Source organism: Deltaproteobacteria bacterium (genome assembly GCA_016219225.1).
Lineage (GTDB): Bacteria > Desulfobacterota > RBG-13-43-22 > RBG-13-43-22 > RBG-13-43-22 > RBG-13-43-22.
This window is the reverse complement of record JACRBX010000245.1, coordinates 1-26,110: the sequence shown is the minus strand read 5'-3', so window position 1 is coordinate 26,110 and position 26,110 is coordinate 1. Positions and strand designations below refer to the sequence as shown.

The 26,110-nt window shown below is 49.6% G+C and carries 21 protein-coding genes; 16 read left to right on the top strand and 5 right to left on the bottom strand.

The genetic code is table 11. The features are described from left to right. The first annotated feature begins 97 nt into the window (after nucleotides 1–97). The 15 genes from HY879_20435 to HY879_20365 all read left to right on the top strand — a co-directional run bounded on the left by HY879_20435 (nucleotide 98) and on the right by HY879_20365 (nucleotide 18,634). Nucleotides 98–1,198 carry an NADH:flavin oxidoreductase gene (locus HY879_20435; GenBank protein ID MBI5605708.1) on the top strand — a complete coding sequence of 367 codons (1,101 nt, stop codon included), beginning with the start codon at nucleotides 98–100 and terminating at the stop codon, nucleotides 1,196–1,198. A 580-nt stretch (nucleotides 1,199–1,778) separates the two neighbouring features. Further along, nucleotides 1,779–3,431, top strand: a complete 1,653-nt coding sequence (locus HY879_20430) for an AMP-binding protein (GenBank protein ID MBI5605707.1) — start codon at nucleotides 1,779–1,781, stop codon at nucleotides 3,429–3,431. A 56-nt stretch (nucleotides 3,432–3,487) separates the two neighbouring features. After that, on the top strand, nucleotides 3,488–4,924 hold the full coding sequence (locus HY879_20425) for a UbiD family decarboxylase (protein ID MBI5605706.1): 1,437 nt from the start codon (nucleotides 3,488–3,490) through the stop codon (nucleotides 4,922–4,924). 49 nt (nucleotides 4,925–4,973) lie between these two features. After that, on the top strand, nucleotides 4,974–5,960 hold the full coding sequence (locus HY879_20420; protein ID MBI5605705.1) for a tripartite tricarboxylate transporter substrate binding protein: 987 nt from the start codon (nucleotides 4,974–4,976) through the stop codon (nucleotides 5,958–5,960). A gap of 84 nt (nucleotides 5,961–6,044) precedes the next feature. Continuing rightward, a complete protein-coding gene (locus HY879_20415) occupies nucleotides 6,045–6,860 on the top strand; it encodes an enoyl-CoA hydratase/isomerase family protein (protein ID MBI5605704.1) in 816 nt (271 codons plus the stop codon). Between the two features lie 137 nt (nucleotides 6,861–6,997). Further along, nucleotides 6,998–7,459, top strand: a complete 462-nt coding sequence (locus HY879_20410; GenBank protein ID MBI5605703.1) for a tripartite tricarboxylate transporter TctB family protein — start codon at nucleotides 6,998–7,000, stop codon at nucleotides 7,457–7,459. Nucleotide 7,460: 1 nt separating this feature from the next. Beyond that, the gene (locus HY879_20405; protein ID MBI5605702.1) at nucleotides 7,461–8,966 is read left to right on the top strand and encodes a tripartite tricarboxylate transporter permease; all 1,506 of its coding nucleotides are present in this window, start codon (nucleotides 7,461–7,463) and stop codon (nucleotides 8,964–8,966) included. Between the two features lie 56 nt (nucleotides 8,967–9,022). Further along, nucleotides 9,023–9,685: a GntR family transcriptional regulator gene (locus tag HY879_20400; protein ID MBI5605701.1), complete on the top strand. Its 663-nt coding sequence runs from the start codon at nucleotides 9,023–9,025 to the stop codon at nucleotides 9,683–9,685. A gap of 74 nt (nucleotides 9,686–9,759) precedes the next feature. Continuing rightward, on the top strand, nucleotides 9,760–10,197 hold the full coding sequence (locus HY879_20395) for an OB-fold domain-containing protein (protein MBI5605700.1): 438 nt from the start codon (nucleotides 9,760–9,762) through the stop codon (nucleotides 10,195–10,197). Between the two features lie 12 nt (nucleotides 10,198–10,209). Then, nucleotides 10,210–11,355 (top strand): thiolase family protein, encoded by a 1,146-nt coding sequence (locus tag HY879_20390; protein MBI5605699.1) that lies wholly within the window; start codon nucleotides 10,210–10,212, stop codon nucleotides 11,353–11,355. A gap of 45 nt (nucleotides 11,356–11,400) precedes the next feature. After that, nucleotides 11,401–13,509 (top strand): molybdopterin-dependent oxidoreductase, encoded by a 2,109-nt coding sequence (locus HY879_20385; protein ID MBI5605698.1) that lies wholly within the window; start codon nucleotides 11,401–11,403, stop codon nucleotides 13,507–13,509. Nucleotides 13,510–13,586: 77 nt separating this feature from the next. Further along, on the top strand, nucleotides 13,587–15,248 hold the full coding sequence (locus HY879_20380) for an AMP-binding protein (protein ID MBI5605697.1): 1,662 nt from the start codon (nucleotides 13,587–13,589) through the stop codon (nucleotides 15,246–15,248). A gap of 100 nt (nucleotides 15,249–15,348) precedes the next feature. Further along, nucleotides 15,349–16,314, top strand: a complete 966-nt coding sequence (locus HY879_20375; protein MBI5605696.1) for a TAXI family TRAP transporter solute-binding subunit — start codon at nucleotides 15,349–15,351, stop codon at nucleotides 16,312–16,314. Nucleotides 16,315–16,374: 60 nt separating this feature from the next. Further along, nucleotides 16,375–18,276, top strand: coding sequence for a TRAP transporter permease (locus HY879_20370; GenBank protein ID MBI5605695.1), 1,902 nt, complete (start codon nucleotides 16,375–16,377; stop codon nucleotides 18,274–18,276). Nucleotides 18,277–18,409: 133 nt separating this feature from the next. Further along, on the top strand, nucleotides 18,410–18,634 hold the full coding sequence (locus tag HY879_20365; protein MBI5605694.1) for a NifU family protein: 225 nt from the start codon (nucleotides 18,410–18,412) through the stop codon (nucleotides 18,632–18,634). 17 nt (nucleotides 18,635–18,651) lie between these two features. Here HY879_20365 and HY879_20360 read toward each other — a convergent pair whose 3' ends face one another. Continuing rightward, the gene (locus HY879_20360) at nucleotides 18,652–19,122 is read right to left on the bottom strand and encodes a 23S rRNA (pseudouridine(1915)-N(3))-methyltransferase RlmH (GenBank protein ID MBI5605693.1); all 471 of its coding nucleotides are present in this window, start codon (nucleotides 19,120–19,122) and stop codon (nucleotides 18,652–18,654) included. A 56-nt stretch (nucleotides 19,123–19,178) separates the two neighbouring features. Beyond that, nucleotides 19,179–20,648 carry a threonine synthase gene (gene thrC / locus HY879_20355; protein MBI5605692.1) on the bottom strand — a complete coding sequence of 490 codons (1,470 nt, stop codon included), beginning with the start codon at nucleotides 20,646–20,648 and terminating at the stop codon, nucleotides 19,179–19,181. Nucleotides 20,649–20,775: 127 nt separating this feature from the next. On the opposite strand from thrC, the gene HY879_20350 reads away from it, so the two are divergent. Continuing rightward, nucleotides 20,776–21,459, top strand: a complete 684-nt coding sequence (locus HY879_20350; GenBank protein MBI5605691.1) for an HAD family phosphatase — start codon at nucleotides 20,776–20,778, stop codon at nucleotides 21,457–21,459. A gap of 794 nt (nucleotides 21,460–22,253) precedes the next feature. Here HY879_20350 and HY879_20345 read toward each other — a convergent pair. The 3 genes from HY879_20345 to HY879_20335 form a co-directional block, all read right to left on the bottom strand. Then, nucleotides 22,254–24,458: a hypothetical protein gene (locus HY879_20345; protein ID MBI5605690.1), complete on the bottom strand. Its 2,205-nt coding sequence runs from the start codon at nucleotides 24,456–24,458 to the stop codon at nucleotides 22,254–22,256. Between the two features lie 74 nt (nucleotides 24,459–24,532). Beyond that, nucleotides 24,533–24,832: a hypothetical protein gene (locus HY879_20340; protein ID MBI5605689.1), complete on the bottom strand. Its 300-nt coding sequence runs from the start codon at nucleotides 24,830–24,832 to the stop codon at nucleotides 24,533–24,535. 543 nt (nucleotides 24,833–25,375) lie between these two features. Beyond that, nucleotides 25,376–25,768, bottom strand: a complete 393-nt coding sequence (locus HY879_20335; protein MBI5605688.1) for a transposase — start codon at nucleotides 25,766–25,768, stop codon at nucleotides 25,376–25,378. Between the last annotated feature and the right edge of the window lie 342 nt (nucleotides 25,769–26,110).

The window sequence follows — 26,110 nt, the reverse complement described above, 5'->3', positions numbered from 1 at the left end:
AGGGGGTAAAAAAATTCTTGACACTATGAAATGAATTATATAACTTGTATACAAGTTAATTGCATACAATATAAGAGGAGCCTTGAAAGGAGAAAAAATGTCTACACTATTCGAAGCGACCGAAATCAATGGAATGAAACTGGCCAATCGATTCGTGCGTTCGGCGACCTGGGAAGGGATGGCCGGTGACGACGGATCAGTAACCCCGGCCCTGATAGACCTCATGGCCCGGTTGGCCGAAGGCCAGGTCGGCCTGATCATTTCCAGCCATGCCTATGTCAGGAAGGAGGGCCAGGCCGGTCCCAGACAGTTAGGCGTCTATAAGGATGAACTGACCGACGGGCTCAAGCAGATGACCCAGGCCGTTCACGGGCAGGGTGGTCGGATCGTTCTCCAAATAGCCCATTCCGGCTGTCTGGCAAACCCGGATCTCACCGGTCAGGATCCGATGGGTCCTTCAAGCGTCGAGGGATTTTCCAAGTCTCCCTGTAAGGCCATGACCCTTCAAGACATCCAAGAGCTTGTCGAAGCCTTTGGCCAAGGGGCCCGAAGGGCCAAGGAGGCCGGGTTTGACGGGGTTCAGCTCCATTCGGCCCACGGCTATCTGATGAGCCAATTTATATCTCCTCTTTTCAATAGGCGCACCGATGCTTATGGAGGTTCGGTGGAGAACCGATACCAGGTCTTAAGAGAAGTTTTAAAAAAAGTCCGATCAACAGTGGGCAATGATTTCCCTGTTCTGGTCAAACTGAACTCTGAAGATTATCTGGAGGGTGGGCTTCGTTTGGAAGATTCTTTGAAAATCGGGATCCTGCTCCAAAAAGATGGAATCGATGCTATAGAATTAAGTGGTGGAACAGTAAAATCGGGCAAGTTATCCCCTTCCAGGGCCGGAATTACCAGCGAAGATAAAGAGGCCTATTTCCTGGAAGCGGCCAGGGCCTTTAGGCAGAATCTGGAAATTCCCTTGATATTGGTAGGGGGAATTCGCTCTTTGGCGGTAGCGGAAAAGATTATTGATCAAGGTATTGCCGATTATCTCTCTATGAGCCGGCCGTTCATTCGAGAACCAGGACTGATTAAACGGTGGATGTCCGGAGACCTTAGCAAAGCGACCTGCCTTTCTGATAACCAGTGTTTCGTCCCGGCCATGGCCGGAGAGGGAATCTATTGTGTCGTTGATAAAAAAAATGGGTAAAATTGAGTTAAAAAAGTTGTTCATCCCAAGCCCTTGCAAAACTTTAGCCCCATGAAAAATCTGATGCTGAATCCGAATTATGTTGACTTTCTCTCTTGCCATTCCGGTGAAAACCGAAATCCAGGGTCTTTTCCTTTCAGGATAATTTCTGGATTCCGGCATTCGCCGGAATGATGGGGAAGTTACCGACGCTTTTTTAAAAGCTAAATTGACATAACCCTTCTCTAAACCCGCTCATTTTTTTAACTAATCGTTTTAACTTAACAATATCGCGAAACTTTTTACGTCATTCCCGAATGTCTTTATCGGGAATCCAAATGATCGCACCATCCGAAAACCAAAAGTTCCCGGATGGAATCTGTATAGGAAACAAAATAAATTAAAAAATTATCTGCTTGACATAAAATATTAAATGTAATATTGCATGCAATATAGAATGATATATTTAATTAAAAAACCCGTTGTTTTTCCCAAACACTGGCAGATGATAACAATATCCAGGAAAACGTTGTTTAGAAACTTCCTCGAGGGGAAAGCCCATTCCGGTTAACGCCTGGTACGACAAAATTGGAGGAATAGAATGGCTAAACCAACACGGTACACACAAGAGATGATTGATGAGTATTTAAGCAAGGGGTTATGGCGTAAAGAATCGATTGCCGATTTATGGGACCAAAATGCCAAATTAATTCCCCAAAAAGAGGCCCTTATTGATTCGAAAGGTCGGTTGACCTGGTTGCAGGTGAAAGAACTCTCAGATAACATCGCTCTGAGCTTTCTGAAAAGGGGCTATAAGAAAGATGATGTCATTCATGTCATCTTGCCCAATTGCAATGACTCCTTTGTCGTTCGTCTTGCCTGTGAAAAAGCCGGGATTGTGGCCCTGACCTCGTTAATGACTTTACGGGAAGCTGAGCTTGAGTATGTCATCAAGACTTTTGAAGTAAAGGGGATTGTCCTCCCGTGGCAGTTCCGAAATTTTGACTACTATCAAGCTGTAACCGACCTGCGTTCGAAATTATCCAGTTTAAAAGATATCTTTGTGAGCGGAGACCCAGTGCCGCCTGGAACGCATTCTATCGAAGAGATGAAACGCGAGGCTGAAACCAAGGAATTTCCCGTGTCGCTGCTGGCGAAAACCAGGTTCACGTCAACCGAAGTCGTAACCGTTGGGCTGACCAGTGGCACGACCGGCCTCCAGAAGACAGCCGAGCATATGCCGGCGAATCGAATAGCAACGGGAACCGCCTATCAGCGGGCGGTCAAGTTAACGGGTGATGACATCGTTCTGAATTGTATCAATGCGGTCGCCGGACGGGGCGGGGCCTTTTGCTATTCCCAGCCGGAGATAGGCGCCAAAACGATTTGCCTCGAGATTTGGGATGCTGAAGAAGCTCTCAAGCTGCTCCAGCGTGAGAAGGCCACGATCTTGTTTACCGCTCCGGCCCAGCTAGCCATGGTGGTTAACCATCCCGATTTTGACCGATACGACCACAGGTCTCTGAGATGCGTTGTCTGTTCCACTTCTCCGCTGGATCAAGTTTTGATTATTGAGGCGGAGAAAAAATTAGGGGTGCCTATCCTCAACGGGTACGGTTCATTCGATGGCGGTGGGGTTTCCGGGACGGCGATAGATGATGACGTTGAAACCCGTCGCACGACCATGGGCAAACCCTACCCCGGGGTGGAACTGAAAGTAGTCGATGACAATGGTAACGAGGTCCCGGCCGGACAGGAAGGGGAATTGATTTATCGTGGGCCCTTGACCACGGCGGGCTATTACCGTGACCTGGCAAAAACCCTCGAGGCTTGGGGGACTCTGGGCAAGGAAGGCTGGTTCCACAGCGGCGATATTGTCAAAATGGATAAAAACGGAAACCTCGTCATATCCGGGCGCAAGAAGGACGTCATTATCCGGGGAGGGCAGAATATCTACCCCATCGAGATTGAGGAGTTGCTGGTCACTCATCCTAATGTGGACAAGGCCGCGGTGGTGGCCATGCCGGACCCCATCATGGGGGAAAAGGCCTGCGCCTATGTCGTTGTTAAGGGGCAAGAGAAATTGACCTTTGAAGAAATGAAGGACTTCCTGAAGAGCAAAAAGATTGCTCCCTACAAGATACCGGAACGGCTCGAGTATGTTGATGAAATACCGATGGAGAACTTCAAGATCCTCAAAAAGGTGCTCCGCGCGGACGTCGTCAGGAAGCTTAAGGCCGAGGAGAAAAGATAATCGCCAGTCCCCCTCTGTAGGGACGATACCTATCAAAACAAGAGAGGAAATGATCGATGTTCAACGATCTTCGTGGGTTTATTGCCAAGTCTGAAGAATCCGGTGAGGTTAGGCGGGTCGATGGCGCTGATTGGAACTTTGAGATCGGTTGGATCACCGAAGTCGAGGCCGGATTACCCAGCCCGAGAATACTGCTCTTCGACAATATTAAGGGGAGCGAGCCGGGCTATCGGGTAGCCACCAACCTGTTCAGTACGGACCACCGGGTGGCTATGTGCTTTGGCCTCCCTGAAGAACTCAGGGGCATGGGGCTGGTGCGGGCCATCAAGGAACGATTGGGCAGGGGGGTGCCCCATCTCCCGCCGGTTGAGGTCAAGACCGGCCCGGTGCTGGAGAATGTTTTCACCGGTGACGAGGTGGACATCCTGAAATTTCCGACACCCTGGTGGCGCCCGGGGGATGGCGGACGATACATCGGCACCATGGCGGTAACCATCACCCGTGATCCTGACGAGGGCTGGGTCAATCTCGCCTCGCAGCGGGTCCAGGTGCATGACCGCAACACGGCTACGGTCTTCATGGCCAGGGGACACCACGGTGATATGATGAGACGGAAATATTGGGCTAAGGGCCAGGGGTGTCCGGTAGCCATTACCTTCGGGCAGGAGCCGCTGGTTTTTGCCGGTGCCGATTGGACCTTACCCTGGGGAGTTCCGGAACTTGACTTTGCCGGTGGTCTCAAGGGGGCGCCCATTGAGGTCGTCAAGGGTATCACCACCGACCTTCCTATCCCGGCCACTGCCGAGATTGTTTTCGAAGGCGAACTCCTGCCGCCGGAGGCCGGAACGGTGTTAGAGGGGCCCTTCGGTGAGTGGGCCGGCTATTATGCCGGCGGCCAGCGGCCGCAGCCGATCTTCCGCGTGAAGGCCGTGCTGCACCGCAACCAACCCATTATCCAGGGGACCCTGGCCATGGTACACCCCAGAATTTGGACTCTGGGCCGTCATCTCTGGCGCTCAGCGCTGGTCTGGTCGGAATTGGAAAGGCAGGTTCCCGGTGTACAGGGCGTATGGGTTGTCGGGGAGGGGGGTGCCAACTCCATTATTGCCGCCTCCATAAAGCAGGAGTATGCCGGACACGCCAAGCAGACGCTGCAGCTTTTGAATGCCTTTCAAGCCACGTCGCTGCACATGCGTTACTGCATTGTCGTCGATGAGGATATCGACCCTTCCAACCTCTCCGAGCTCCTCTGGGCCCTCGGCACCAGGACCAATCCGATCGAGTCCATTGACATCGCCACCCATACCCGATGTTCGGAGACCAACCCCATGATGTCACCGGAGAAACGTGAGAAGGGCGACTTAACCCATTCCACGGCGCAAATCATCGCCTGCCGTCCCTGGCATTGGAAGGATAAATTCGCCAAGGCCACCAAGAGTCCCCCCGAGGACTTGAAGGCCATCCGAAAGAAATGGTGTGAACTTTGGGCTTAAAAATAAAGTGTGTCTTCATAAACTTAATAGCGGGAAAGGAGATCAAGAGATGAAAAAAGGAAAAAGGGTCAATGCCTCGGTGCTGATCATGGCCATGGTCTGCGGTTGTTTATTCGGAGCTCAGGGTTCCATGGCAGCAACCTATCCAAACCATCCGATTAAGCTGATAGTGGGTTTTCCCCCGGGAGGGCCGGCGAGTACGGTCTCCACGCTGATAGCCAAAAGGATGTCGGAGTTTATGGAACACCCCATTACGGTTGAACACAAGCCCGGAGGGGGCGCTACCCTGGCAGCCACCACGGTGGCTAAAGCCAAACCGGACGGATACACTCTTTTCACGGGGTCGGACAGTCCTCTTTTGATAGCCCCATTGATAAACCGCGACTTGTCCTATACGTTGGAAGACTTCATCCCGATTGTCGGATATGGCTACGCCCCCACAACCATAAGCTGCAAGAAGGGACGCTGGCATTCATTGAAAGACATGATCGCCGATGCGAAGAAAAATCCCGGAAAGTATACCTACTCAACCCAAAGCGTCAACAGCTTTAACCATTTCGTCATGAAGCTGCTCTGTGAGCAGGCGGGCATTGATTTAAAGATGGTCCCCTTCCCCGGGAACGCGGAGGCCCTGACCGCACTTCTGGGAGGGCACATAGATCTGGTCTGCGTTGCGGGGACATCCGGGCTTTATAAGGCGGGGAAAATGGACGTTTTGGCGATTGCCGAAAAGAAAGGCCTTAAGGATTATCCAAACATACCCACTCTGGCTGAATTAGGTTACCCGATATTTATGAACTCCTATTATTTTTTGTGTGCCCCCAAGGGAACCCCTAAGGAGATTATAAACAAACTTACTGAGGTTAACCAGAAGGTTTTTGCCAAATATGGCCAGGAGATAGAGGAGCTGCTTCAAAAATTTGAAATGTTATCCAGCTTTTTAAGTGCCGAAGAAGTCATTAAACAGAATAATTATCGAAGGGATGAATTCCGTAAAATTACCAAGGGGATGGGCATTTATGTGCCGAATCGTTAAATTCCCCTGGCCCTCTCCCGGCTCCGCCGGGAGGGCCACCCGGTTTTATCATTCTTAAAATATAAGGAACTATGAAGGTGATTCATGGTGAAGAATTTTGAAACTATTATTTGGGAAAAGGTGGAGGATATCGGCATCCTTACCCTGAACCGCCCTGACCGGTTCAACGCCGTCAATGACACATTGGTCCGGGAGGTTTTTTCTGTCGTGGATGGCCTTAACAAAGACGATAGCATCAGGGCCTTGATCATAACCGGCGCCGGCGACAAAGCGTTTTGTGCCGGAGCCGATGTCAAAAAAGACGACCAGGCGCTCGAATGGGATAAGGACACGGCCCCTCCTGAGGCTTTCCTGCAAGGATACCGGGATTCCGTCGTCCCCCTGATGTGCGGACTGCAGGGTCTTAAAATCCCGACCATAGCCGCCATCAATGGCCTGGCCATTGGGATGGGCTGTGATTTGACCCTCTCCTGCGATATCCGGATAGCCTGCGAAAACACCAGGGTCGCTTCCATCTGGATAAAGCGTGGCGTTATTCCTGCTGCGGGTGGATTTTGGCTCTGGCCCAGGATCGTGGGTCTGGGACGTGCGCTGGACATTATTTTCAGCGGCCGTTTTATTGAGGCTGAAGAGGGGGAAAAGATCGGCGTATTTAACAAAGTGGTCCCCGCACACAGCCTGAGAATGGAAGCCCTAAAGATGGCGAAAAGTTATACGGCCAACCCGCCGATCGCTATAAAACTGGCCAAGATGATGGTCTATCGCGGTCTTAATATGGAATTCCGTACCGGGGTAGAGCTGGCCGGGGCGGTCCAGACGGTCGCTCACCTCACCGAAGATCGTAACGAAGCCATGAACGCCTGGCGTGAAAAGCGCCAGCCGAAATTCAAGGGTCGATAGTATCCATCCCGAAAATACACCCTTCCGGATGGAGCGGTCAGCCATCAGCTTTTAGCTTTCAGCAAAACCTTTTGATGATAGTGGGTTAGGCGAATGCTGATCGCTAACTGCTGAAGGCTTCATTAGGAGCGAAAGCCATGCGAAGATACGACCTGATTAGCAGCCTCGTCTTTCTGGGTTGCGGGGTTTTTATCACCGGTGTTTCCCTGCGAATCCATGTGGGAACATTCGGAGACCCCGGTCCGGGATTATTCCCTCTCATTACTGGAATCCTGATGGGCATCATCTCCGGTGGAATGTTTATCAAGTTTCTCCTGATGTCCACCCCCGCGGGTCGAGAACCGCTTGGTAAGGACAAGAGGTTATGGCACTACAAGTGTGTTATTACCGTGGTGATCATGTTCCTTTATGCCCTCACCATTGATTGGCTGGGTTTTCTCCCGGTCACCCTTTTGATTTTATTTATATTATACAAGGCGGTTGGGGGGCTGAGCTTAAAAATATCCCTGGGAGGGGCAATCCTGACTGCTGCCATCACCTATCTTTTATTTAAGGTATGGCTGAAGGTCCAGCTTCCGGTGGGGTCATTAGGAATATAATATGGATATAGTGCATAATATTCTCTATGGCTTTTCAATTGTCTTGCAGCCCGGGTCGTTACTCTTTTGTTTCCTTGGGGTACTGATCGGAACCCTGATAGGTGTTCTTCCCGGTATCGGGCCATCGGCAACCGTCGCCATACTTCTTCCGGTGAGCATCGGCATGAGTGCGGCTGATGCGATGATTTTGCTGGCGGGCATCTATTATGGATCGATGTATGGCGGATCGACTACCTCTATTCTGGTCAACATTCCAGGTGAGTCAGCTTCGGTGGTCACCTGCATAGACGGCTACCAGATGGCCCGGCAGGGGAGAGCCGGGGTGGCCCTGGGCATGTCGGCCTTCGGATCATTTATCGGCGGCACAATCGGTGTCCTGGGCCTTATGCTTCTGGCACCGCCGCTGGCTGAATTCGCACTTCAATTCGGCCCGCCGGAGTATTTTGCCATGATTCTTTGCGGGTTTTCCATCCTGATTTATATAGGATCGGGGTCGAGACTCAAGGCCTTGCTGATTATTTTTTTGGGGTTATTCCTCGGGCAAATCGGCAACGATCTGGTGACCGGGGAATCACGGTTTACCTTTGGAAACCTGACCCTTATGGATGGCGTGCCTTTGGTGCCCATGGTCATGGGTTTATTCGGGATCGCAGAAGTCCTGACGAACCTTGAATCGACCTTCGAACGGATTCTTTTTACCACCAGGGTAAAGAATCTGCTTCCGAATCTTGCGGACTGGAAGGCTTCACTGGGCCCTATCGGAAGGGGGACGATACTCGGTTTTTTCTTGGGGCTTTTGCCGGGGGGGAGCGCGACGCTTTCCTCTTTTGCCTCCTATGCCGTGGAGAAACGGATTTCGAAGCACCCTGAGCAATTTGGAAAAGGGGCCATTGAGGGGGTCGCTGGGCCGGAAACGGCAAACAACGCCGCAACGAGTTCAGCCTTTATCCCCATGTTAACCCTTGGAATCCCCGCCAACCCGGTCATGGCCCTGGTCCTGGCCGCCCTGTTATGCCATGGGCTTCAGCCAGGCCCTCTTCTCTTGACGAAATCGCCTGATGTCTTTTGGGCGATTATCACCAGCATGTATGTAGGCAATGTTATGCTGGTGGTCCTGAATCTTCCCCTGATTGCCATTTGGGTAAAATTGCTGAAGGTTCCCTACGCCGTCTTATTCCCGCTCATTCTCCTCTTCTGTTTAATCGGATCTTATAGTACGTCGTCCAACTACCAGGAAATTATGATCATGACCATCTTCGGCGTCATCGGGTATCTGATGAGAAAATTTGAGTATGATCCGGTCCCCTTGGTTTTTGCCTTTATCTTAACGCCGCTTTTGGAGAGGGCTTTCCGCCAGTCCCTGGCCATGTCTAATGGAGGGTTCTTGATCTTCCTCCGCCCCCCCATTGCCCTTGTTCTGATGATAACAGCGTTCATCCTTATAGCCCTTCTGGTTTTACCACTCATAAAAAAAGGACTGTCCAAAACGGACGGATTGCATGGATAATGCTATATTTAATTAAATTTCAAAACAGGATTTAAATCATGGGGTATGAAAAAAAAATGCAAATAGATTCAAACTGGATCGGTGATGAAAATCTGACCCAGGTGGTTTACCGGCATATCAAAGAGATGATGTTTGACTATCAGATCGTTCCAGGGCAACGGCTTGTTTTTATTGATTTAGCCAAACGATTGGGGGTCAGTCGGACGCCGGTGAATAATGCCTTGAGCATTTTGGCCAATGAAGGATTTTTGGATTTTGTTCCTAATCAAGGATACTCCGTCCACGAGATTTCTAAAGAAGAGGCGACCTGTCTTTACGAAATAAGAGAAATTTTAGAATTGGGAGCCATCGAAAATGCCATTCAGAAGCAAACGCCCCAGAAATTAAAGGTATTGGAGGAGCAGAAAAGGCTCTATGAAGAGGCAGTCGCCGAACAAGTGAGCCGGGGTAGATTTACCCTCGATCAGGAATTTCATGCGACCTATGTCCATATGGCTGAAAACCCTTACCTGACCGACTACTTCCGGGAGATCTATCAAAGGATTTTCTTACGCCATCGCATCGAAGGTTTAAGGGCCGGCCGGGCACGAAACGTTGTTATAGAGCATCAACAAATCTTTAACGCCTTCGTCTCTGGGGATCAAAAGAAGGCCAAGGACTTGGTCCGGGATCACATCCGGACAGGCAAAGAATATATTTTTTCATCCATTTTTAAATGAATCAGTGGTGTGGTCAATAGGTTGTTTTCAAAGGTCAATAAAGAACCCGTGCGGATAGAATAGGGAGGTAACTGATGAGTGAGACAAAGCAGCGAAACAGGGTTGCTGTCAGGGATGATATTTTTACGGACCCGCTTTTTCCATCAGACCAGGTGAGATTGAAGGGGTGTCAATGTCACGTCTGTGGGGAGGTTTTTTTAGGAAAACATCTGTCCTGCGGAAACTGCGCCAACGAGGATATGGGAGAAATAATTCTTGGGGATAAGGGCACATTGTGGACCTATACGGTTATCAGGAACCGCCCACCGGGCGATTATAAAGGCCCGGAGCCTTTTGTTCCTTTTGCCGAAGGGCTGATTGAACTGCCGGAAGGGATCAGGGTTTTATCACCGCTGACCGGCTGTGACATTGATCAGGTAACGATCGGGTCGGTATGGAAGCTGGTTGTAGACGTCCTCTATGTCGATGACGCGGGAAATGAAGTCATGTCCTTCAAGTTTAAACCGGTTTAGGAAGGAGTGGTTATGAGAGAAATAGCTATCGTGGGGATAGGTATCCACAAATTTGGAAGATTCGATGGAAAGCCCTATGCGGAAATAGGACGAGAAGCCGCCCGAATGGCCCTGAAAGATGCCAATATGTCCTGGCGGGATATAGAAGCCGGCTACGTTGCCGAAATGTACCTGCCGGCCACCTCGGGAGCAAGAATCCTGGCCCCTCTGGGGAGAACGGGAATCCCGATCGCCGACGTGGAAGCCGCTTGCGCCAGCGGTGGAGTCGCTCTGAGACAAGGAATTATCGGTATACAATCCGGTCAGTTTGACAATGTCCTGGTGCTGGGGGTGGAAAAAATGACCCGGGGATTTATGGACCCTTCGATGCTTTATGAAAAATGGCAGATCCAGATGGGCCTGAGTACCAACCCGAGTTACTGGGCGATGAAAGCACGCCGACATATGGAGGAATACGGAACCACCGATTTGCATATAGCCAAAGTGGCCTATAAGAACCATAAAAACAGTGTGCTTAATCCCTATGCCATGTATCAGAAAGCCTTTTCGATCGAAGAGATCCTGAATTCACCCATGGTTTGCGATCCCATTCATTTATTGGAGATCTGTGCTCCCAATGAAGGTGCAGCCGCTGTGGTTCTGTGTCCCAAAGAAAAGGCGCGCCGGTATACCAGTAAACCGATTATGCTCTCCTCCTGCATCCATACTATTGCTCAGTATGCTTCTGATTTTCGGGTACCGAGCGAAAGTATGAGCACAAAAATCGTCAACCCCGGCCCAACCGCTGTGGCCGGGAAGAAGGCTTATGCAGAAGCCGGTGTCGGCCCAGAAGATATCGACATCGCCGAAGTGCAGGATACGGATGCCTTTTGTGAGATGGAAGTTTATGAAGAGTTAGGCTTTTGTAAACCGGGCGAATCCGGGCGCCTGGTCGATGAGGGAGAGACCGAGATCGGGGGCAGGATTCCCATTAATGTCAGTGGCGGTTTGATCTGCAAAGGAGAGCCGGTCGGAGCTTCCCATCTGGGACAGGTATTTGAAGTGGTGTTGCAACTGCGGGGCGAAGCCGGCGCACGGCAAGTTCCAGACTGTAAAGTCGGGCTGGCCCATGTGATCGGCGCCGGCGGAAATTGCGCGGTTACGATAATGAAAAAATAGAACGATTGAGATTGTTTGCGTTTATAGAAAGGATAAAGAGGTTAGATGGGAAAGCGTGAAGAGATCCATAATTTTTGCGGGGTCTGTCATCTGTCCTGTGCCGTCGTCGCCACCGTTGAAGACGGGAAACTCATTTCGATACGGCCGGATAAGAATAGTAATTTCCGCCATGAGATTTGTCCCCAGGCCAAGGGCCCGCTGACTACCCTGGGAGTGGAAAATCACCCCGATCGTCTGAAGCACCCCTTGAGGCGGGTGGGGAAAAGAGGGGAGAGCAAATATGAACGGGTTTCCTGGGATGAAGCCCTGGACGCCATTGCCGAAAAATTTTTGGCTATCAAGGCCAGATACGGTCCGGAGAGTATTGCTTTTCTCCTCGGTGAACCCAAGAGCATGGAAACGATTTTTGCCCATCGGCTGGCCACCGTTTTCGGAACCCCCAATGTGATAACCCCGGGCGGTCTCTGCGGCGTACCCAGGCAGGAAGCCTATTACTATACCATGGGGCGGTCCCCATTGCCGGATTGCCCTGAGGCTGTCAAAAAACCGGATGATCCGCTGCCCAAGCTGTTGATCTTCTGGGGAGCCGACGGGCGGCGTTATTTGGGCCGGCACGTCCTTAAAATGAAAAAGGACCCGGCCAACGACATGAAGATCGTGGTTATCGACCCCATGCGGACCTGGGTGGTTGAAAACCATGCCGACTGGTGGGTCCGTCCCCGGCCGGCCAGCGACGGTGCCCTGGCCATGGGGCTGTTGAAAATCATCATTGAAGAAGGTCTTTACGATAAAGATTACGTGGCCAAATGGACGGTCGGGTTTGAGCGGTTCCGGGAGGAGATAAAGAAATTCACTCTCGACGATGTCGCCGAGATGACCTGGATACCCAAGGAAGATATCCTGAAACTGGCCAGGATGTATGCCACCACCAAGCCGGCTTCCATTCAGGAGGGGAATTCCCTCGAATTCATGGAAAACAGTTTCGATACCTTCCGGGTGACCTCCATATTACGCACCATAACCGGAAACCTCAACGTCCCCGGCGGGGATGTATTTTTAACCCCGGCCAAACATGCCAGGCCGGGCAGCCTTATGCTTTTGGGGAAAGTCGGCCGTGATAAAGGCAAGATGCTCGGCAGGGAGTTGCGAGGCGTGCAGCGCTGGTCATTCGTTCCCTATCAGGCGCTGGTGAAGGCCAACCTGGATGAAGGGTATCATTATCCCATCCGGGCGGTCATGTGCTGTCTGACCAACCCCCTGGTCAGTTATCCGGATTCTGTGGCCACTTACAACGCCTTTATGAAAATGGACCTGATTGTGGTCCAGGAACTGTTTCATACCCCCACGACCGCCGTCGCCGACTATGTGCTGCCTGCTGCCTGGACCTGGGAAGACACGACTATAGGCTATTGGGGCGGACGCTGGGAGGAGTACCGTTCTTATAAGCAGGTAGTCCCTCCGCCGGGGGAAGCCTGGACGGATGCTAAAATTTTCAACGAATTGGGGAAAAAACTGGGGTTGGGGCAATACTTCTGGAAAGATGATCATGAAGCCCTGGAGGAGCTTCTCCAGGGTTCCGGGATCACTTTCAAGGATTTCCTGGTCACCCGGAAACTGTATCCCAAAAAGGAATATAAGAAGCCGGAAGAACAACCCTTTAAAACCCCCTCAGGCAAGGTAGAGATCTACTCCGAACGATTGGCGGAAGAAGGTCTCTCTCCCATGCCCACCTGGGAAGGGATCACCCGGTTTCCCAAGCCGACGGAAGAATATCCCCTGATCCTGACCAGTTATAAAGAGAACATGTTTATGCTTACCGGATTCAAGATGATTGGCGCCTTGCGCAAAGTGGTTCCGGATCCCCTAGTCCGCTTGCACCCGGATACGGCCAAAAAATATGGCCTCGTGGATGGCGAATGGATCACCATCGAAACGCCGAAGGGCAAGATAACCCAGAAGCTCCAATACGATGCGTATACCTATCCGCAAACAGTCAACGCCTCCTGGGGATGGTGGTTTCCTGAAGAAGGTCCGGAGACTATGTATGGCTGGAAGAAATCGAACTTTAATGTTCTGACGGATTACAAAGTGATGGCGCCGCCTGTGGGCACCCCGGAAATAAAAGGCATTCCCTGCCGGGTGTCTAAAGCTTGATTGGTTTTAAAAGGGAGGGAAATGAGTTGTATTAAATCACAAAGGTGGCTGCACTGTCAACCGGGAGGAGGAAGGTTATGGCGGAATTAAATAGACCCATACGATACACCCAGGAAATGATTGAAGACTATTTCGCCAAAGGGTATTGGACAGACGATACCACTTCCCGTCTTTGGACGAAGAATGCCAGGCTCTACCCCGACAGGGAGGCCTTCGTGTCGGCTGAGAGGAGGCTGACCTGGTCCCAGGTCAAAATGATGTCGGACCGGGTGGCCTGGGGACTGGTGGAAATGGGCCTGAAAAGAGGCGAGATGCTTCTGGTCCTCCTGGGCAATTGTTTTGAGTCCTATCTGGTTCGCGTCGCCTGTGAAAAGGCGGGTATCCTTTGTGCGACCGCCTTAATGACGGTGAGGGAAAGCGAGATAGAATATATATTGAAAAATTTCGGGGTGACCGGGATCATCATTCCCCGGAAATTCAGAAATTTTGATTATTGTTCGGCGGTCAAAGAGATCCGGACAAGGACCCCGGAATTAAAACATATCCTTCTCACCGGAGATGAGGAAGTGCCGGGAACGGTTTCTTTTGAAAAAATGATGGACCCGCCCCTGGAAAAAAAATACGGATCGGAAGATTTCAGTAAAACCGAAATAACGGCTACGGAGATATCGGTCATCGCCATGACCAGTGGAACCACCGGGGCCCCCAAAGGGGTGGAGCATGCCCAATGCGCCCGCATGGCCGTGGCCCATTGCTATCGCGATCAGGTCGGCTTGTCCGGTGATGACGTGGTATTGAATATCATCAGTGGCGTCGCCGGACTGGGCGCCGGATTTAATTACAACGGCGCAGCCCCTCTGGCGGGAGCCAAGAGCGTATTGCTGGAGATCTGGGAGGTGGAGGAGACCTTGCGGCTGATTGAAAGGGAGAAGGCCACGGTCCTGGTCTGTGTCCCCGCCCAATTAACCCAAATCGTCCGGGCTCCTAGCCTTAAACAGTTTGACCTGAGTTCCCTTCGATGCGTCAGTGTCGGAACCGCTCCTTTGCCGACCAGTCTGGCCATAGAGGTCGAAGAAACCATGAAGATCCCCGTGGTCAATACCTATGGTCAACTGGACGGGGGTGTCGTTTCCTATACGGCCATTGATGATATCCCTGAAGTCCGGCGCTTAACCGTGGGGAAACCGGCCCGCGGGATGGTCATCCAGTTTATCAACGAAGAGGGGCGGGAGGATTCTTCCGGCGAGGTCGTCTATTCCGGACCGACAACCAGCGGCGGTTATTATAAAGACGTCCGATCGACCCTGGAGGCCTGGAAAAGCCTCGGATTGGAGGGCCGGTTCAGGAGCGGAGATTTGGGACGATTAGATGCATCGGGTAATTTGCTCCTCATGGGCCGCAAAAAGGACGTTATTATTCGGGGCGGGCAGAATATCTATCCGGTGGAAGTCGAAGGATTGCTGCTTAACCATCCCAAGGTCAAAAGCGTGGCCATCATTCCCATGCCTGATCCCGTCATGGGAGAAAAACCCTGTGCCTATGTGGCCCTGAATCCCGGAGAACACTTTACCTTTGAAGAAATGGTGGTCTTCCTGAAAGAAAAGAAGATCGCCCTTTATAAAATACCCGAACGGCTCGAGGTCCTGGAGGAATTGCCGCTCAGGGGGTATCAAAAAGTAGCCAAGATAGAATTGCAAAAAGATCTTCATGAAAAAATGAAAAGGGAAGGGAATCTCTGACTGAACAATCGATCGTATTCCCAATAAAGGAGGTGAGAGAGGGCCCAGAGGTAAAATGACAGTCATACTTTATTATCTTTAAAATAAATAAGGGGGACCAATGAAAACACTAAGAATTCTTCTCGTGGCAATCGCTCTTTGTTTAATGGTAAGCAGTCAGGTTTTTTCGGCACCCAAGGAAATCGTTCCGCTCTATACGCCGGGATCAGGCGGAACGGCTTATTTCCTGGGAGGGGCCATCTCTAAAGTGGTCAACAAATATGTCCCGGAGGTGCAGATAATGGTTGAAGCAACAGGCGGCGCGCCGGCCATGGTCAAACTTCTGGATGAAAAATATGCCAAAGGGCAACCGGCCCTCGGGCTGGGCATTTCAAAATCCTTCGCGTTCGCCTATGCCGGGAAACCCCCCTTTACCAAAGCCTACACCAATCTAAGGGCCATATCATTTTTGTATGGCGTAGAACAGCCCTTGCTGGTCCTCAAGAACTCGCCTATCCAGACCTATTATGATGTCAAAGGAAAAAGAATTGCCTTGGGTGCGGCCGGCAGCGGTGTCTATGAAGTCTCCCTGGAACTCATGAATGCTTTCAAAATATCCAAAGATGCCTACAAGCCCTTGCATCTCGGTTACAGGGAAGTGATTGAAGGGTTACAGGACGGCAGCATTGACGGGGGCTTCGTCGCCGGGTCCTACCCCATACCGGCCATACAGGAACTGGCCGTCAGAAAAGAAGTGCGGGTCATCCCGGTGGATGAAAAGGTTTTGAAAAAACTGACGGATGATGAACCTTACTACTATGCCGGCAAATTGAAGGCCGGTGCCTATAGAGGCATGGATAAAGAGGCCCCGATCCTGGTCAGTGGCGCTGTTTTTCTAACCCACAGCAAGGTGAGTTCCGACCTGATGTATAAAATTACCAAGGCTATTTATGACCACATCAATGAACTGATAGAAATCCATCCGGTGGCCAAGGAGATGACCGTGGAAAATCGAAAGCTGACCATTACATTCCCGGTCCATCCCGGTGTTGAACAATATTTTAAGGAGCGTGAGACGAAGAAATAGGTGAACTCCGGAAAATTTCCCTATCGAGCATAAAGACAGTCTATAAAGTGAGGCTCCGTTATGAAAAGTGGAATAAAGGGCCTGGCCGTGGCGGTCATTGCCATCTGTATGTCGCTTTTTCACCTCTATACCGCCGGTTTTCGTCAATTTCCGGCCATGCAGCAGCGGGTGGCCCATCTGGCCTTTGCCATGATGCTGGTCTTTTTGTTATATCCATCGGTAAAAGAAGACAAACCGGCTTCAAAGTTTTTTTCCTGGGTGGATATCCTTTTGGTTGTTGCCAGCCTGTTGCTCGGCCTTTATGTTTTTGTCGACTATGAGGGCATCTCGGGCCGGGAAATATCCCGCTCTTTTTGGGATACCACCTCCAGTCTGGTGGCTATCGTCCTGGTAACCGAAGCCACCAGGAGAATCATGGGACTAACCATGGGCATTATCGTCCTGGTGGCTCTGGGGTATGTGGCCTTCGGTGCCTATCTGCCGCCCATATTCGCCCATAGCGGCTACACCTTTGAGCGGGTTGTCAACCATATGTTTTTGACTACCGACGGCATATTAGGCGTGGCCTTGAGCGTCTCGGCCACGGTCATCATTGTCTTTCTGATCTTCGGAGCTTTTCTGGAACAATCGGGAGGAAGCCTGGCCTTCACCAACATCGGTTATGGATTATTCGGCATGTTCAAGGGCGGTGCGGCCAAAGCCGCAGTTTTGGGAAGCTGTCTTTTCGGTATGTTTACCGGCAGCCAGACGGCCAACGTAGCCGCAGTAGGCACTCTGACCATCCCTTTGATGATTCGTGCCGGTTATAAAAATATCATGGCTGCGGCTATAGAAGCCTTGGCTTCGACCGGGGGCATGCTGGTTCCCCCGGTCATGGGAGCGGCCGCTTTTATTATTCCGGAAATATTGGGGGTCAGTTATATAGACGTGATGAAGGCAGCCCTCATCCCCGGGCTTCTATTTTATTCAACGGTGTTCACCTTTATTCAGGTTCAGGCCAATAAACTGGGCATCCAAAAGGTCTCCAGAAAAGATCTTCCCCGGATATGGCCTATTATTAAAGAAAACGGACACCTCTTCGTCCCCATATTCGTCATATTGTACCTTCTGATCTGGGAGGATGCCACCCCGAAAAAGGCCGGTTTCTGGGCGGTTATTGCTTTGGTAGTAGTCAGCATGGTGCGAAAGAACACCCGTATGACCTTCTCGAAAATCCTGACCGCCATGCAGAACGGGGCCAAAACGAGTTTGGTCGTGGCCATGGCCTGCGCCTCCGCCGGATTAATCGAAGGGGTTATCAACCTGACCGGATTGGGCCTCCGATTTTCAGAGATCCTGATCTATGTGGCTGGCGGAAATATTATTTATCTCCTTATCCTGACCATGATAGCCTCTTTGATTATCGGTTTACCCCTGCCTCCGGTTACCGCCTATCTGATTTTGGCTATTCTGGCTGCCCCGGCCCTGATCAAGAGCGGCGTGGATCCCATGGGAGCCCATCTGTTTATTTTTTATTTCGGTGTCTTGGGTAATATTACACCGCCTTCGGCACCGTGTTCCTTTGCTGCAGCGGGTATCGCCAAAACGGATCCGATGAAAACGACCAACCTGGCCTTCCTGATTTCCGCACCTACTTTTATCGTCCCTTTCCTGTTGGTCTACTCCCCGGAATTGATGATGAAAGGCTCCATAATTTATACCGCTTTTCGGATCCTGACGGCCTTTGTAGCCATCAGTGGTCTATCCATGGCTTTCCTCGGATTCGCCAATCGCCAGCTTAACCTGATTGAAAGACTCTTTCTTCTGATGGCCTGTGTTTGCCTTATTTCCCAGATATGGTGGGCCAACGTATTGGGCTATGCGGCGATCAGCGCCATTTATTTGCGACAGAGATACCGCGCCAAGCAAAACAAACTGAGGGAAGCCTCTCAATCCCTGAAAAATGAAAAAGGGATCGAGTAGGGCAGGGGATTAAGTCGGGTTGCCGGTTTTGGTTTGCGAAATATGACCAGATCCAGTATAATATTTTTTTATAAACAAATTGTTATTTACTGTGAGACCGTTAATAAATAAATATTATACAAGGAGAAGAGCCATGACGAAAGAACAGATACAAGAGGCCTTAAACAAGATCAGACCCCAGCTTCAGGCCGATGGGGGGGATGTAGAATTGGTGGATGTTACTGAGGGCGGACTGGTTAAGGTCCGTTTGACCGGGGCTTGCGGGGGTTGTCCTATGTCGCAAATGACCCTTAAAATGGGCATTGAAAAATTCCTTAAACAACAGATTCCGGAAGTGACTTGTGTGGAATCGTGTTAATTAAGCCACGGCACCTTTTATTTATGGTATTTTTCCCCGGCCATAAAATTCAGATATCGGTAGATTTGTTCAACTAAAAAAAGGGCGCTCATTTCATGGGTCAGGGTCATCCGGGAGAGGGAAAGGATCTTGTCCGATTGGTGCAGAACTTCGGGGGAGAGCCCCAAAGGCCCTCCTATCAGATAATAGATTTTTTTTATTCCGGTTTGGCCCTGGTTATTCAGGAATTGAAAATGTTGTTTGGAATCCATTTCCAGTCCCTGACGATCCAGGGCCACCCATGAGCCATCCCGCGGGACTTTGGTTAATATTCTTTCCCCCTCCTTTTGTAAGATCAGGGGCTCCGACATCCCTTTGATCAGGCGTTCCTCTTTTACCGGATAAAAATTCAAATCGGTATATCGATCTATGCGTTCCTTGAATTCCTTGATCCCAGATAATATAAAGTTTTTCTTTATATTTCCAATTGTAACTATTACAAATTTCATATATTATGTAACAAGTTAATTTAATATTTTTACTGCTACTCTTTTAATTTATAAAACTACATTCCTAATATTTCTGCTATTTTTATTCCAGCTTTCTCAACTAAAACATTATATTTATTAGACGACCTATTAAATTTATTTATATTTACGGATATTGGCTTGTTTTTAAATTTTTTCTTTGGCCGGACCTCGAAATCAGGGGAAAAAGAATTATTGAAATACATTTCCTGAAAGCCGGCAAATTTTAACGAATGGGCCGTAGCATTGACCACTGCCCTTTCCCGGGAATGGATCTTTTTTTCAGCCAGGGCCTTGACCAGCCCGGCCAGGCTTTCACCGCCCTGGGTGCAGGCAATATGACCGTTACGGTTGGCCAGAAGCATATGATCCATGATGGCCTGCTCCTTAACTTCTACAACAAATACTTTTTGTTTTCCTTCTATCTCATTGTATTGTTTTACCATTTCAATAACCCTGGGCATGGAGACTGGATTCCCGATCATAGCGGCCTGGGCCACACTGGGCCGGACCGGAACGGGTTTATAAAGCCGTTTTTCCGGACGCGGTTCCAGATAATAGCGATAAACCGGGTTGGCATGATGCGATTGGACCCCGATGATTTTAGGCAGATGGGAAATCATCCCATAGCGATAGAGCTTTAAAAAACCTGAAATGATGGCGGTAATATTTCCGGCATTTCCAATAGGTACCATCAAAACCGTATCCTCTAATTGATAATCCAAGGCCTGAGCCACTTCAAAAGAATAAGATTCCTGCCCCAAAATCCTCCAGGCATTTTTGGAATTAAGAAGGGCCACCGGATAATGCTCCGAGAGGTATTCCACTACTTTCATACAATCATCGAATACCCCTGGAATTTCCACCACGGTTGCTCCGCTGCCCAGGGGTTGAGATAATTGTTGGGGGGTGACCTTGCCTTTGGGGAGCAAAACAGCCGAGCGGACGGTCTCACCCAGGTAGGAGGCGTAGAGGGCGGCCGAGGCCGAAGTGTCGCCTGTGGAGGCGCATACGGCCAGGACATTTTTAAGTTTATTTTTCGAGATCAAATAATTTAAATAACTTAAGGCGCAAGCCATACCGCGATCCTTGAAAGAGGCACTCGGATTCTGGCCTTCATTTTTATAATAGAAGGGCAGGCCTATCTGCTCTTCAAGTTTCTGATTGGCCGCAACTAAAGGCGTATGGCCTTCCCCTAAATAAAGGATATGCTCCAGGGGGATCACCGGGGCGATCAATTCGTGGAATAAAAAAATGCCCTTTAAGGCTGGAATGGTTCCCATCCGTCTATAATCAAATAGTTGCCGCCAGAATTTACCCGGTCGTTTATAGTTCTTTTTTTCCTCCAGATCATGGATCAACAAGACTCCCCCGCAATCCGGGCAAGTATATAAAAGATTATCGATAGAATGGGCCTTATGGCATCCCAGACAGCGATACTCCAAAGCTCCGCCAATAGGGGGTATGATATGGGGACGAATGTTTTTAGGAAATTCTGAAAGTTCCATTTTATAAATCCTTCCTGAGTGGTTTTTCTATTTTTAACTAAAAGAGGGTAGGGTGTCAATTAATTTACCAATAAATTACAACGGATTTATCTTGAAAAATAAATCCATTTCTAATATAAATCCCTCCATGAACCTTAAACAAATTAAGAAAAATAACGGCTTGAAAGCAGTCTTGTTTGACATGGATGGGGTGTTGGTGGATAGCATGAACTATCACCTTAAATCCTGGAAGCAATTACTTGAAAATTTTAATATTACCGTTACAGATGAATTTATATATGACCATGAAGGGGCCATGGCCCCGGAAATTATAAAGGATTTATTTAAAGAATATGGCTATTTGATTGAAGATAATCAAATTAAAGAAATTTATTTGGAACAAAATACCCTGTTTCAAGAGCAGTATTTACCCCGTGTGGGCCTCTATCCGCATGCGCTGCCCTTATTGGAACAATTAAAATCAAGAGGCCTTTTACTTGGACTGGTCACCAGTTCCCGCAGAAATCTGGTCCAAGAGATATGGGATGAAAAAGATCTGATATTTTTTGATACGATTGTTACCGCCGATGAAACCGAACGTTTTAAACCCTACCCGGATCCTTATCTTAAGGCCATGAATGCATTAGGACAGGAGACCCAAAGCTGTCTGGTTATTGAAAATGCTCCGGCCGGTATTCAATCCGCCTGTTCGGCCGGGATTACCTGCTTTGCCATTGCCTCGACGCTTCCCGAAGAAAAACTATCCAAAGCCCAAAAAGTCTTCCCTGATCTTAATGCCTTAACGGTTTTTTTCAGAAAATCTTTAGTTTGAAACTAACCCTGGATTAACCTCCATGCTTGTGTGTTCTCCGTCATGCCGGACCCCGTATCAAGTACGGGGCAGGCCCGATCCGGAATCCAGGGGGATCGGACTTTCTTTAACCTGGATTCCGGCTTTCGCCGGAATGACGTGCTAACTCCACGTCTTAGCAATATTTTCATGCCTCGTGACGCCATCCCGGGCATTGTTGTAGCGCCATTTAGCTTTTCCGCGTCAGAGATCAAATCTTAACCTTAAGCCTTTTTTCTGTGCAATTAAGATCTATTGCAACAAAAACCTCTTTTTTCCTTTATTTAATTATGTCTGATAAGGTATATTATGTAAACTAAAATAAAAATTATTAAAAAATCAAAAGATTAAAACCATTAAGTCCCTAACCTACTTCCTTTTTATTTGACTTGATACTAATTGAATGGAATGGCCGGATTAAAAGAAATTAATTTGGGGTCGTTATTGTTTCTCCTGATCTTGGCAGCGAATGTAAAAATATCCGAAAACGTCTTTTCGTGGATTCGCTAAGACCGGATTCCCTTTTTGAATGGATTTGTAAGGTCGAAAGTTGTCCTTAGCCGTCATTCCGGCAAAAACCGGAATCCAGGGAATTTAACTTATTTTAAATAACCAGTTTTCGCATTGTTATGAGATAAAATATAATCTTTTAATTTTAAATAATTTTATAATTAATTGATTATATATATGTTATTTGTATATATTAATTAGTTAAATGATATTTATTGTTAAACTATATGATTTTAAAATAAAAAACTATTTATTATATAATAATTTTAATTATTAAAATCAGATTGTAACCTTTTGATACTAAAACCAAAAGATACAAGCACTTCATGGGCTGCTTTAAGAAGCAGATCCAGATATTTTTTTTGATCATAACCCTCGTTTCCGTTTAAAAATGGATCGGGGATGATCCTTTCATGTAATGAAAGAGATTGGGGCCGGTCGGTCAAAAGATAGCCGATATGTTGACCCGGATAAAGAGTAAGGCCGGCGGTCTCCAATTGTTGAAGGGCCTCGGCCGTCGGTGTGCTGACCTTGTATTCCTCCAAGGTCTTTCCAAGCCTTCTGGTAATGACCAGGTCCTGAGAAGGAACCCGCCCTTCTTTCAGACAAGCCGCATAATCCCCCAGGCGGTCCAAAATATCGGGTATCTGTTTTTTTATGCCGGACCTATTCTTGGCCATGGCCAGGGTCAACAGAAGTTCCTTTTGGGCTTTCTTGATAAAAGGCGGCGTGTCCCGACGACAGCAGTCGATCCCCCGGATTTTGACCGTCCCATCATTAAAAAGGCCGAAATAACGATTGGCTACCGGCCGATCGGACCGAACCTTTGAAGGAAGAAAGATGATCCAATGATAGATCCCTTCCAGGCTGATGGGCACCCCGGTCCGTTTTCCGATCTCCTCCAAAAGGGCCTCTATTTTTTCCCGGGTAACTTCCGGACCGCTGATCCAAAGGGAATCAGTCAGGCCATGAAGGACCTGGAACCCATATTCTTCGGCGCATTCCTTAGCCGACAGGAGTTTATCCCGCCCGAAGGCAGTGATGGCTTCATGGGCCTCGATGCAGCCGAAACGGGCATTTTTGTAGCCCATATAGCCGAAACAGGTAACCAGGATCCATTTGAGGGCCTGCCGCATAGTCTTATAGAGAGGCCCTTGGGGATGACCGGCGGTGATCCGGTCTTTCAACTCATTCCTCAATTTCAGTATGGGGCGCAAGGTTTGGGGCACCAACCCTTCCCGCTTCCGGCAGATATTATAACCGGCCTCCGGGACCACCGGCTCCGGGCAGCAGCGGCAGAGCATGGTTTCAGGAGAAATATTATGTTGGACCATGATTGTGGGATACATGGAAACAAAGTCGATCTCGGCCACCTCTTCCCAGACCCCGATAGGGGGCTGAAAGACCAGCCCTCCCTTGTCCGCTACTAAAAGGTCCCAGGCGGTCTTGAAGGTTTCGGGGCGTCCCTTCTTCCAGGGGATGAGGATTCCCTTTTGGACGGCCAGATCCAGTTGCATGGAGGTGATGGCCGTGCCCGGCGTGGCCCTGGCCAGGGTCTGAACCGGCAGTTTGGTCAGACGGGAGAGAAAAAGGGTCCCTTCCAGGCCCGATTCCTTGTAAAAAAAAGAATTGTTCTGATCCAGATGAAGCCGTCCGTAAAGCGGGAAAGAGGCGCTTTGGTAAAGGATCTGCCCATAGGAAAAATAAGAGCGCCCCTGCCCTATTTTCCCTCTGCCGGGAGGACAAGGGTCCCGGTCCAGGGCCAAAGCTATCTTCTCTTTTTGGGCCGAATGCCAGAGAAAAGGAAAGATGCGCTCATCCCCATGACGGGAGAGGACCAGGTCCGGATCAAAGCGTTTCAGGAGACGGTTTATTTCATGGAGAAATTCTCTTTTATCCGTCGCCTCCAATTCAAAAAAAAGGCCCTCTACGCTGATTCTCAGGGAGTTCCCCCGGTCCAGGGGGATCTGGGGATGGGCTGTCAACTCCAATTCCATGATCTTTAAATCGGGTAGTCGTGCGTCCGGGTCCCAGGGAGAATCCAAGGCCGCCATACCCCGCAGGCGGGTCCTTTCCCATTCTATTTCGCAAAAGCAAAGCGGGTAAAGGCCCTTTTCCCAGGCATAGTACTGGGGGATGCCCAGGTCGCAATTGTAGAAAGTAAGTCCCGAAGGAGCGCCGCTAAGGACCCGCTGGACTTCAGGAAGTTTTTCCAGGGATCGAAGGGTTATTTCCAACACCCGAATCGTCTTACCGCTCCAAAATTCAACTCGGTGGGTCCAGGCCGTCCGGCGCACATAAGGGGCCAGTCTTTTTCCCAAAATGCGAAGATCGGGCATCGAGCCTTGGGCGTAAAAGCGATAACTGAAAAAATCAGTCAGGCGAAGGATCTCCCCCGACCGGAGGCGGAACCAGAGGACCAGGGAATCCTCATGGGCATATAAATCCAATAGCCAGCCTTGGGAGATCATAAGCTTAGGTTTCTACTCTCTTAAAATTATTTGTTTTTTCTCAAAAAGTGTCCGGTGGATTTTGGACGGTCCTATCAGATCAGGAGAGAAGTAAGTCTCGGGTCATTAAAGGATGAATCGTCTCCCATGTGAAAGTAAATCTTTCCCTTCATGTTTTGACCGACGACCTCGGCCCATCCCCGGCCGCATACCTCCTCCCCCTCATCCGATCCCATTAAAGAAAAATCGAGGCGTTCAACGCTATTAATCGATTCCAGGCGGCAGTCAACCTCTGCCTCCACAACGCCGAATTGAAGCAAACCCGTGCCGTCGTTTTTAATAGTCAGGTGGCCTGGTACGATCATGTCGATATATTCTTTATCCCACTGCTCCATATCCGTACTTGCATGGCCTTCCGATCTTTGGCTTCAATCATTTCATCGACGAAAGCCATATGACCACCACCTCCGTTTTTACCAATATTTCTCGGGTTGTCCCCTCCTCCACCTCCCTACCCTATCAGCGATTATTTCCGGATAGCGGGTCTGGATATAATAGGCTGTTCATTCAAACCAATGCTTCGCTGCATACGATACGGGGAATAAGTTTGTTCTCAAATTCCAAACTTCGTCGGGTCGTTAAGTCTTTCAGGTTATGCTGGTCATAGATTCGGATCAGATTCTTGTAGAGCCCCTCGCCGGTGACGCATTCCGCCGCAACTGGTTCAACTCTCGTTTGACCGCTCCGGTCAGAGTACCCCTGAAAACTTTTTCCAAAATGTTGATATTGCCTTGCATTTGGCTGAGATGGTCAACCAGTTTTTCTGAACGATTATCGATTATGTCGTGTGTCGGCATGTTAATCGCATTTCCTTTCAGCCCATGTGTTTTGATAAGCCATGTACTAGATATCCTCCTGCCGGCTTGTCCGACAGGAGATCACGACTGCCTGGCAATGCGGCGAATGACGTCCAAATCATATTCACTGAACGTTCCCACGTAGAACCTATCCTGCCAAACCAGGCACCCCGCGGCCCGCGCCAGCCCATTCTGAAACGCCAAGGCAATCTCTTCCGGCGACCGTTCAATATTCCCGCGCAAAGCCATGTGGACATGGTCCGGCATCACCGACAAAGCCGCGATCCGGTGGCCGCCCTCCCCCGCCGCGGTCAAAGCCGCGTCGCGAATCCGTCCAAACTGCTCGGGGACGGTGATCCTGAACCGACCGGCTACTACCAGGACGAGATGCAGGTCGTACCAGTACCGCCCGCTGTTGGATTCCGACGGCTTGGCCAGCCACACATCATCGCAGACAATCGTGAACTGGCGCATGATCTCTCGGAAACAGTGTATAGGGATCCCGATGACCTTGTATCTGCACTGACATTTTGCGTCCGGCGACTCAAGGTCGCCGGGACGCTGGGTACATTCATACCAGATACCCCCGCGTCAGGGACGCTGGCCCTGTTCGCTCCCGGTGACCTCGTGTCACCGGAGCGAGAAACGCCTCCACGGCTACCGCCAATAAACTCACCCCTGCTCATTTCTCTCCCTTGATCGTCGTACCGTGTTATTCATTTTCAATCAAAATTGCCTTTTTCCATAGGCGGCCTCATGTTGTAATAAACAACCTTGTCAAAGCTAAGAAGCCCCTTTATGTTTTCAAGGAGATGT

Coding starts and splice junctions, on each gene's coding strand:
- HY879_20435 (MBI5605708.1), top strand. CDS start 98: ATGTCTACACTATTCGAAGCGACCGAAATCAATGGAATGAAACTGGCC.
- HY879_20430 (MBI5605707.1), top strand. CDS start 1,779: ATGGCTAAACCAACACGGTACACACAAGAGATGATTGATGAGTATTTA.
- HY879_20425 (MBI5605706.1), top strand. CDS start 3,488: ATGTTCAACGATCTTCGTGGGTTTATTGCCAAGTCTGAAGAATCCGGT.
- HY879_20420 (MBI5605705.1), top strand. CDS start 4,974: ATGAAAAAAGGAAAAAGGGTCAATGCCTCGGTGCTGATCATGGCCATG.
- HY879_20415 (MBI5605704.1), top strand. CDS start 6,045: ATGGTGAAGAATTTTGAAACTATTATTTGGGAAAAGGTGGAGGATATC.
- HY879_20410 (MBI5605703.1), top strand. CDS start 6,998: ATGCGAAGATACGACCTGATTAGCAGCCTCGTCTTTCTGGGTTGCGGG.
- HY879_20405 (MBI5605702.1), top strand. CDS start 7,461: ATGGATATAGTGCATAATATTCTCTATGGCTTTTCAATTGTCTTGCAG.
- HY879_20400 (MBI5605701.1), top strand. CDS start 9,023: ATGCAAATAGATTCAAACTGGATCGGTGATGAAAATCTGACCCAGGTG.
- HY879_20395 (MBI5605700.1), top strand. CDS start 9,760: ATGAGTGAGACAAAGCAGCGAAACAGGGTTGCTGTCAGGGATGATATT.
- HY879_20390 (MBI5605699.1), top strand. CDS start 10,210: ATGAGAGAAATAGCTATCGTGGGGATAGGTATCCACAAATTTGGAAGA.
- HY879_20385 (MBI5605698.1), top strand. CDS start 11,401: ATGGGAAAGCGTGAAGAGATCCATAATTTTTGCGGGGTCTGTCATCTG.
- HY879_20380 (MBI5605697.1), top strand. CDS start 13,587: ATGGCGGAATTAAATAGACCCATACGATACACCCAGGAAATGATTGAA.
- HY879_20375 (MBI5605696.1), top strand. CDS start 15,349: ATGAAAACACTAAGAATTCTTCTCGTGGCAATCGCTCTTTGTTTAATG.
- HY879_20370 (MBI5605695.1), top strand. CDS start 16,375: ATGAAAAGTGGAATAAAGGGCCTGGCCGTGGCGGTCATTGCCATCTGT.
- HY879_20365 (MBI5605694.1), top strand. CDS start 18,410: ATGACGAAAGAACAGATACAAGAGGCCTTAAACAAGATCAGACCCCAG.
- HY879_20360 (MBI5605693.1), bottom strand. CDS start 19,122: ATGAAATTTGTAATAGTTACAATTGGAAATATAAAGAAAAACTTTATA.
- thrC (MBI5605692.1), bottom strand. CDS start 20,648: ATGGAACTTTCAGAATTTCCTAAAAACATTCGTCCCCATATCATACCC.
- HY879_20350 (MBI5605691.1), top strand. CDS start 20,776: ATGAACCTTAAACAAATTAAGAAAAATAACGGCTTGAAAGCAGTCTTG.
- HY879_20345 (MBI5605690.1), bottom strand. CDS start 24,458: ATGATCTCCCAAGGCTGGCTATTGGATTTATATGCCCATGAGGATTCC.
- HY879_20340 (MBI5605689.1), bottom strand. CDS start 24,832: ATGGAGCAGTGGGATAAAGAATATATCGACATGATCGTACCAGGCCAC.
- HY879_20335 (MBI5605688.1), bottom strand. CDS start 25,768: ATGCGCCAGTTCACGATTGTCTGCGATGATGTGTGGCTGGCCAAGCCG.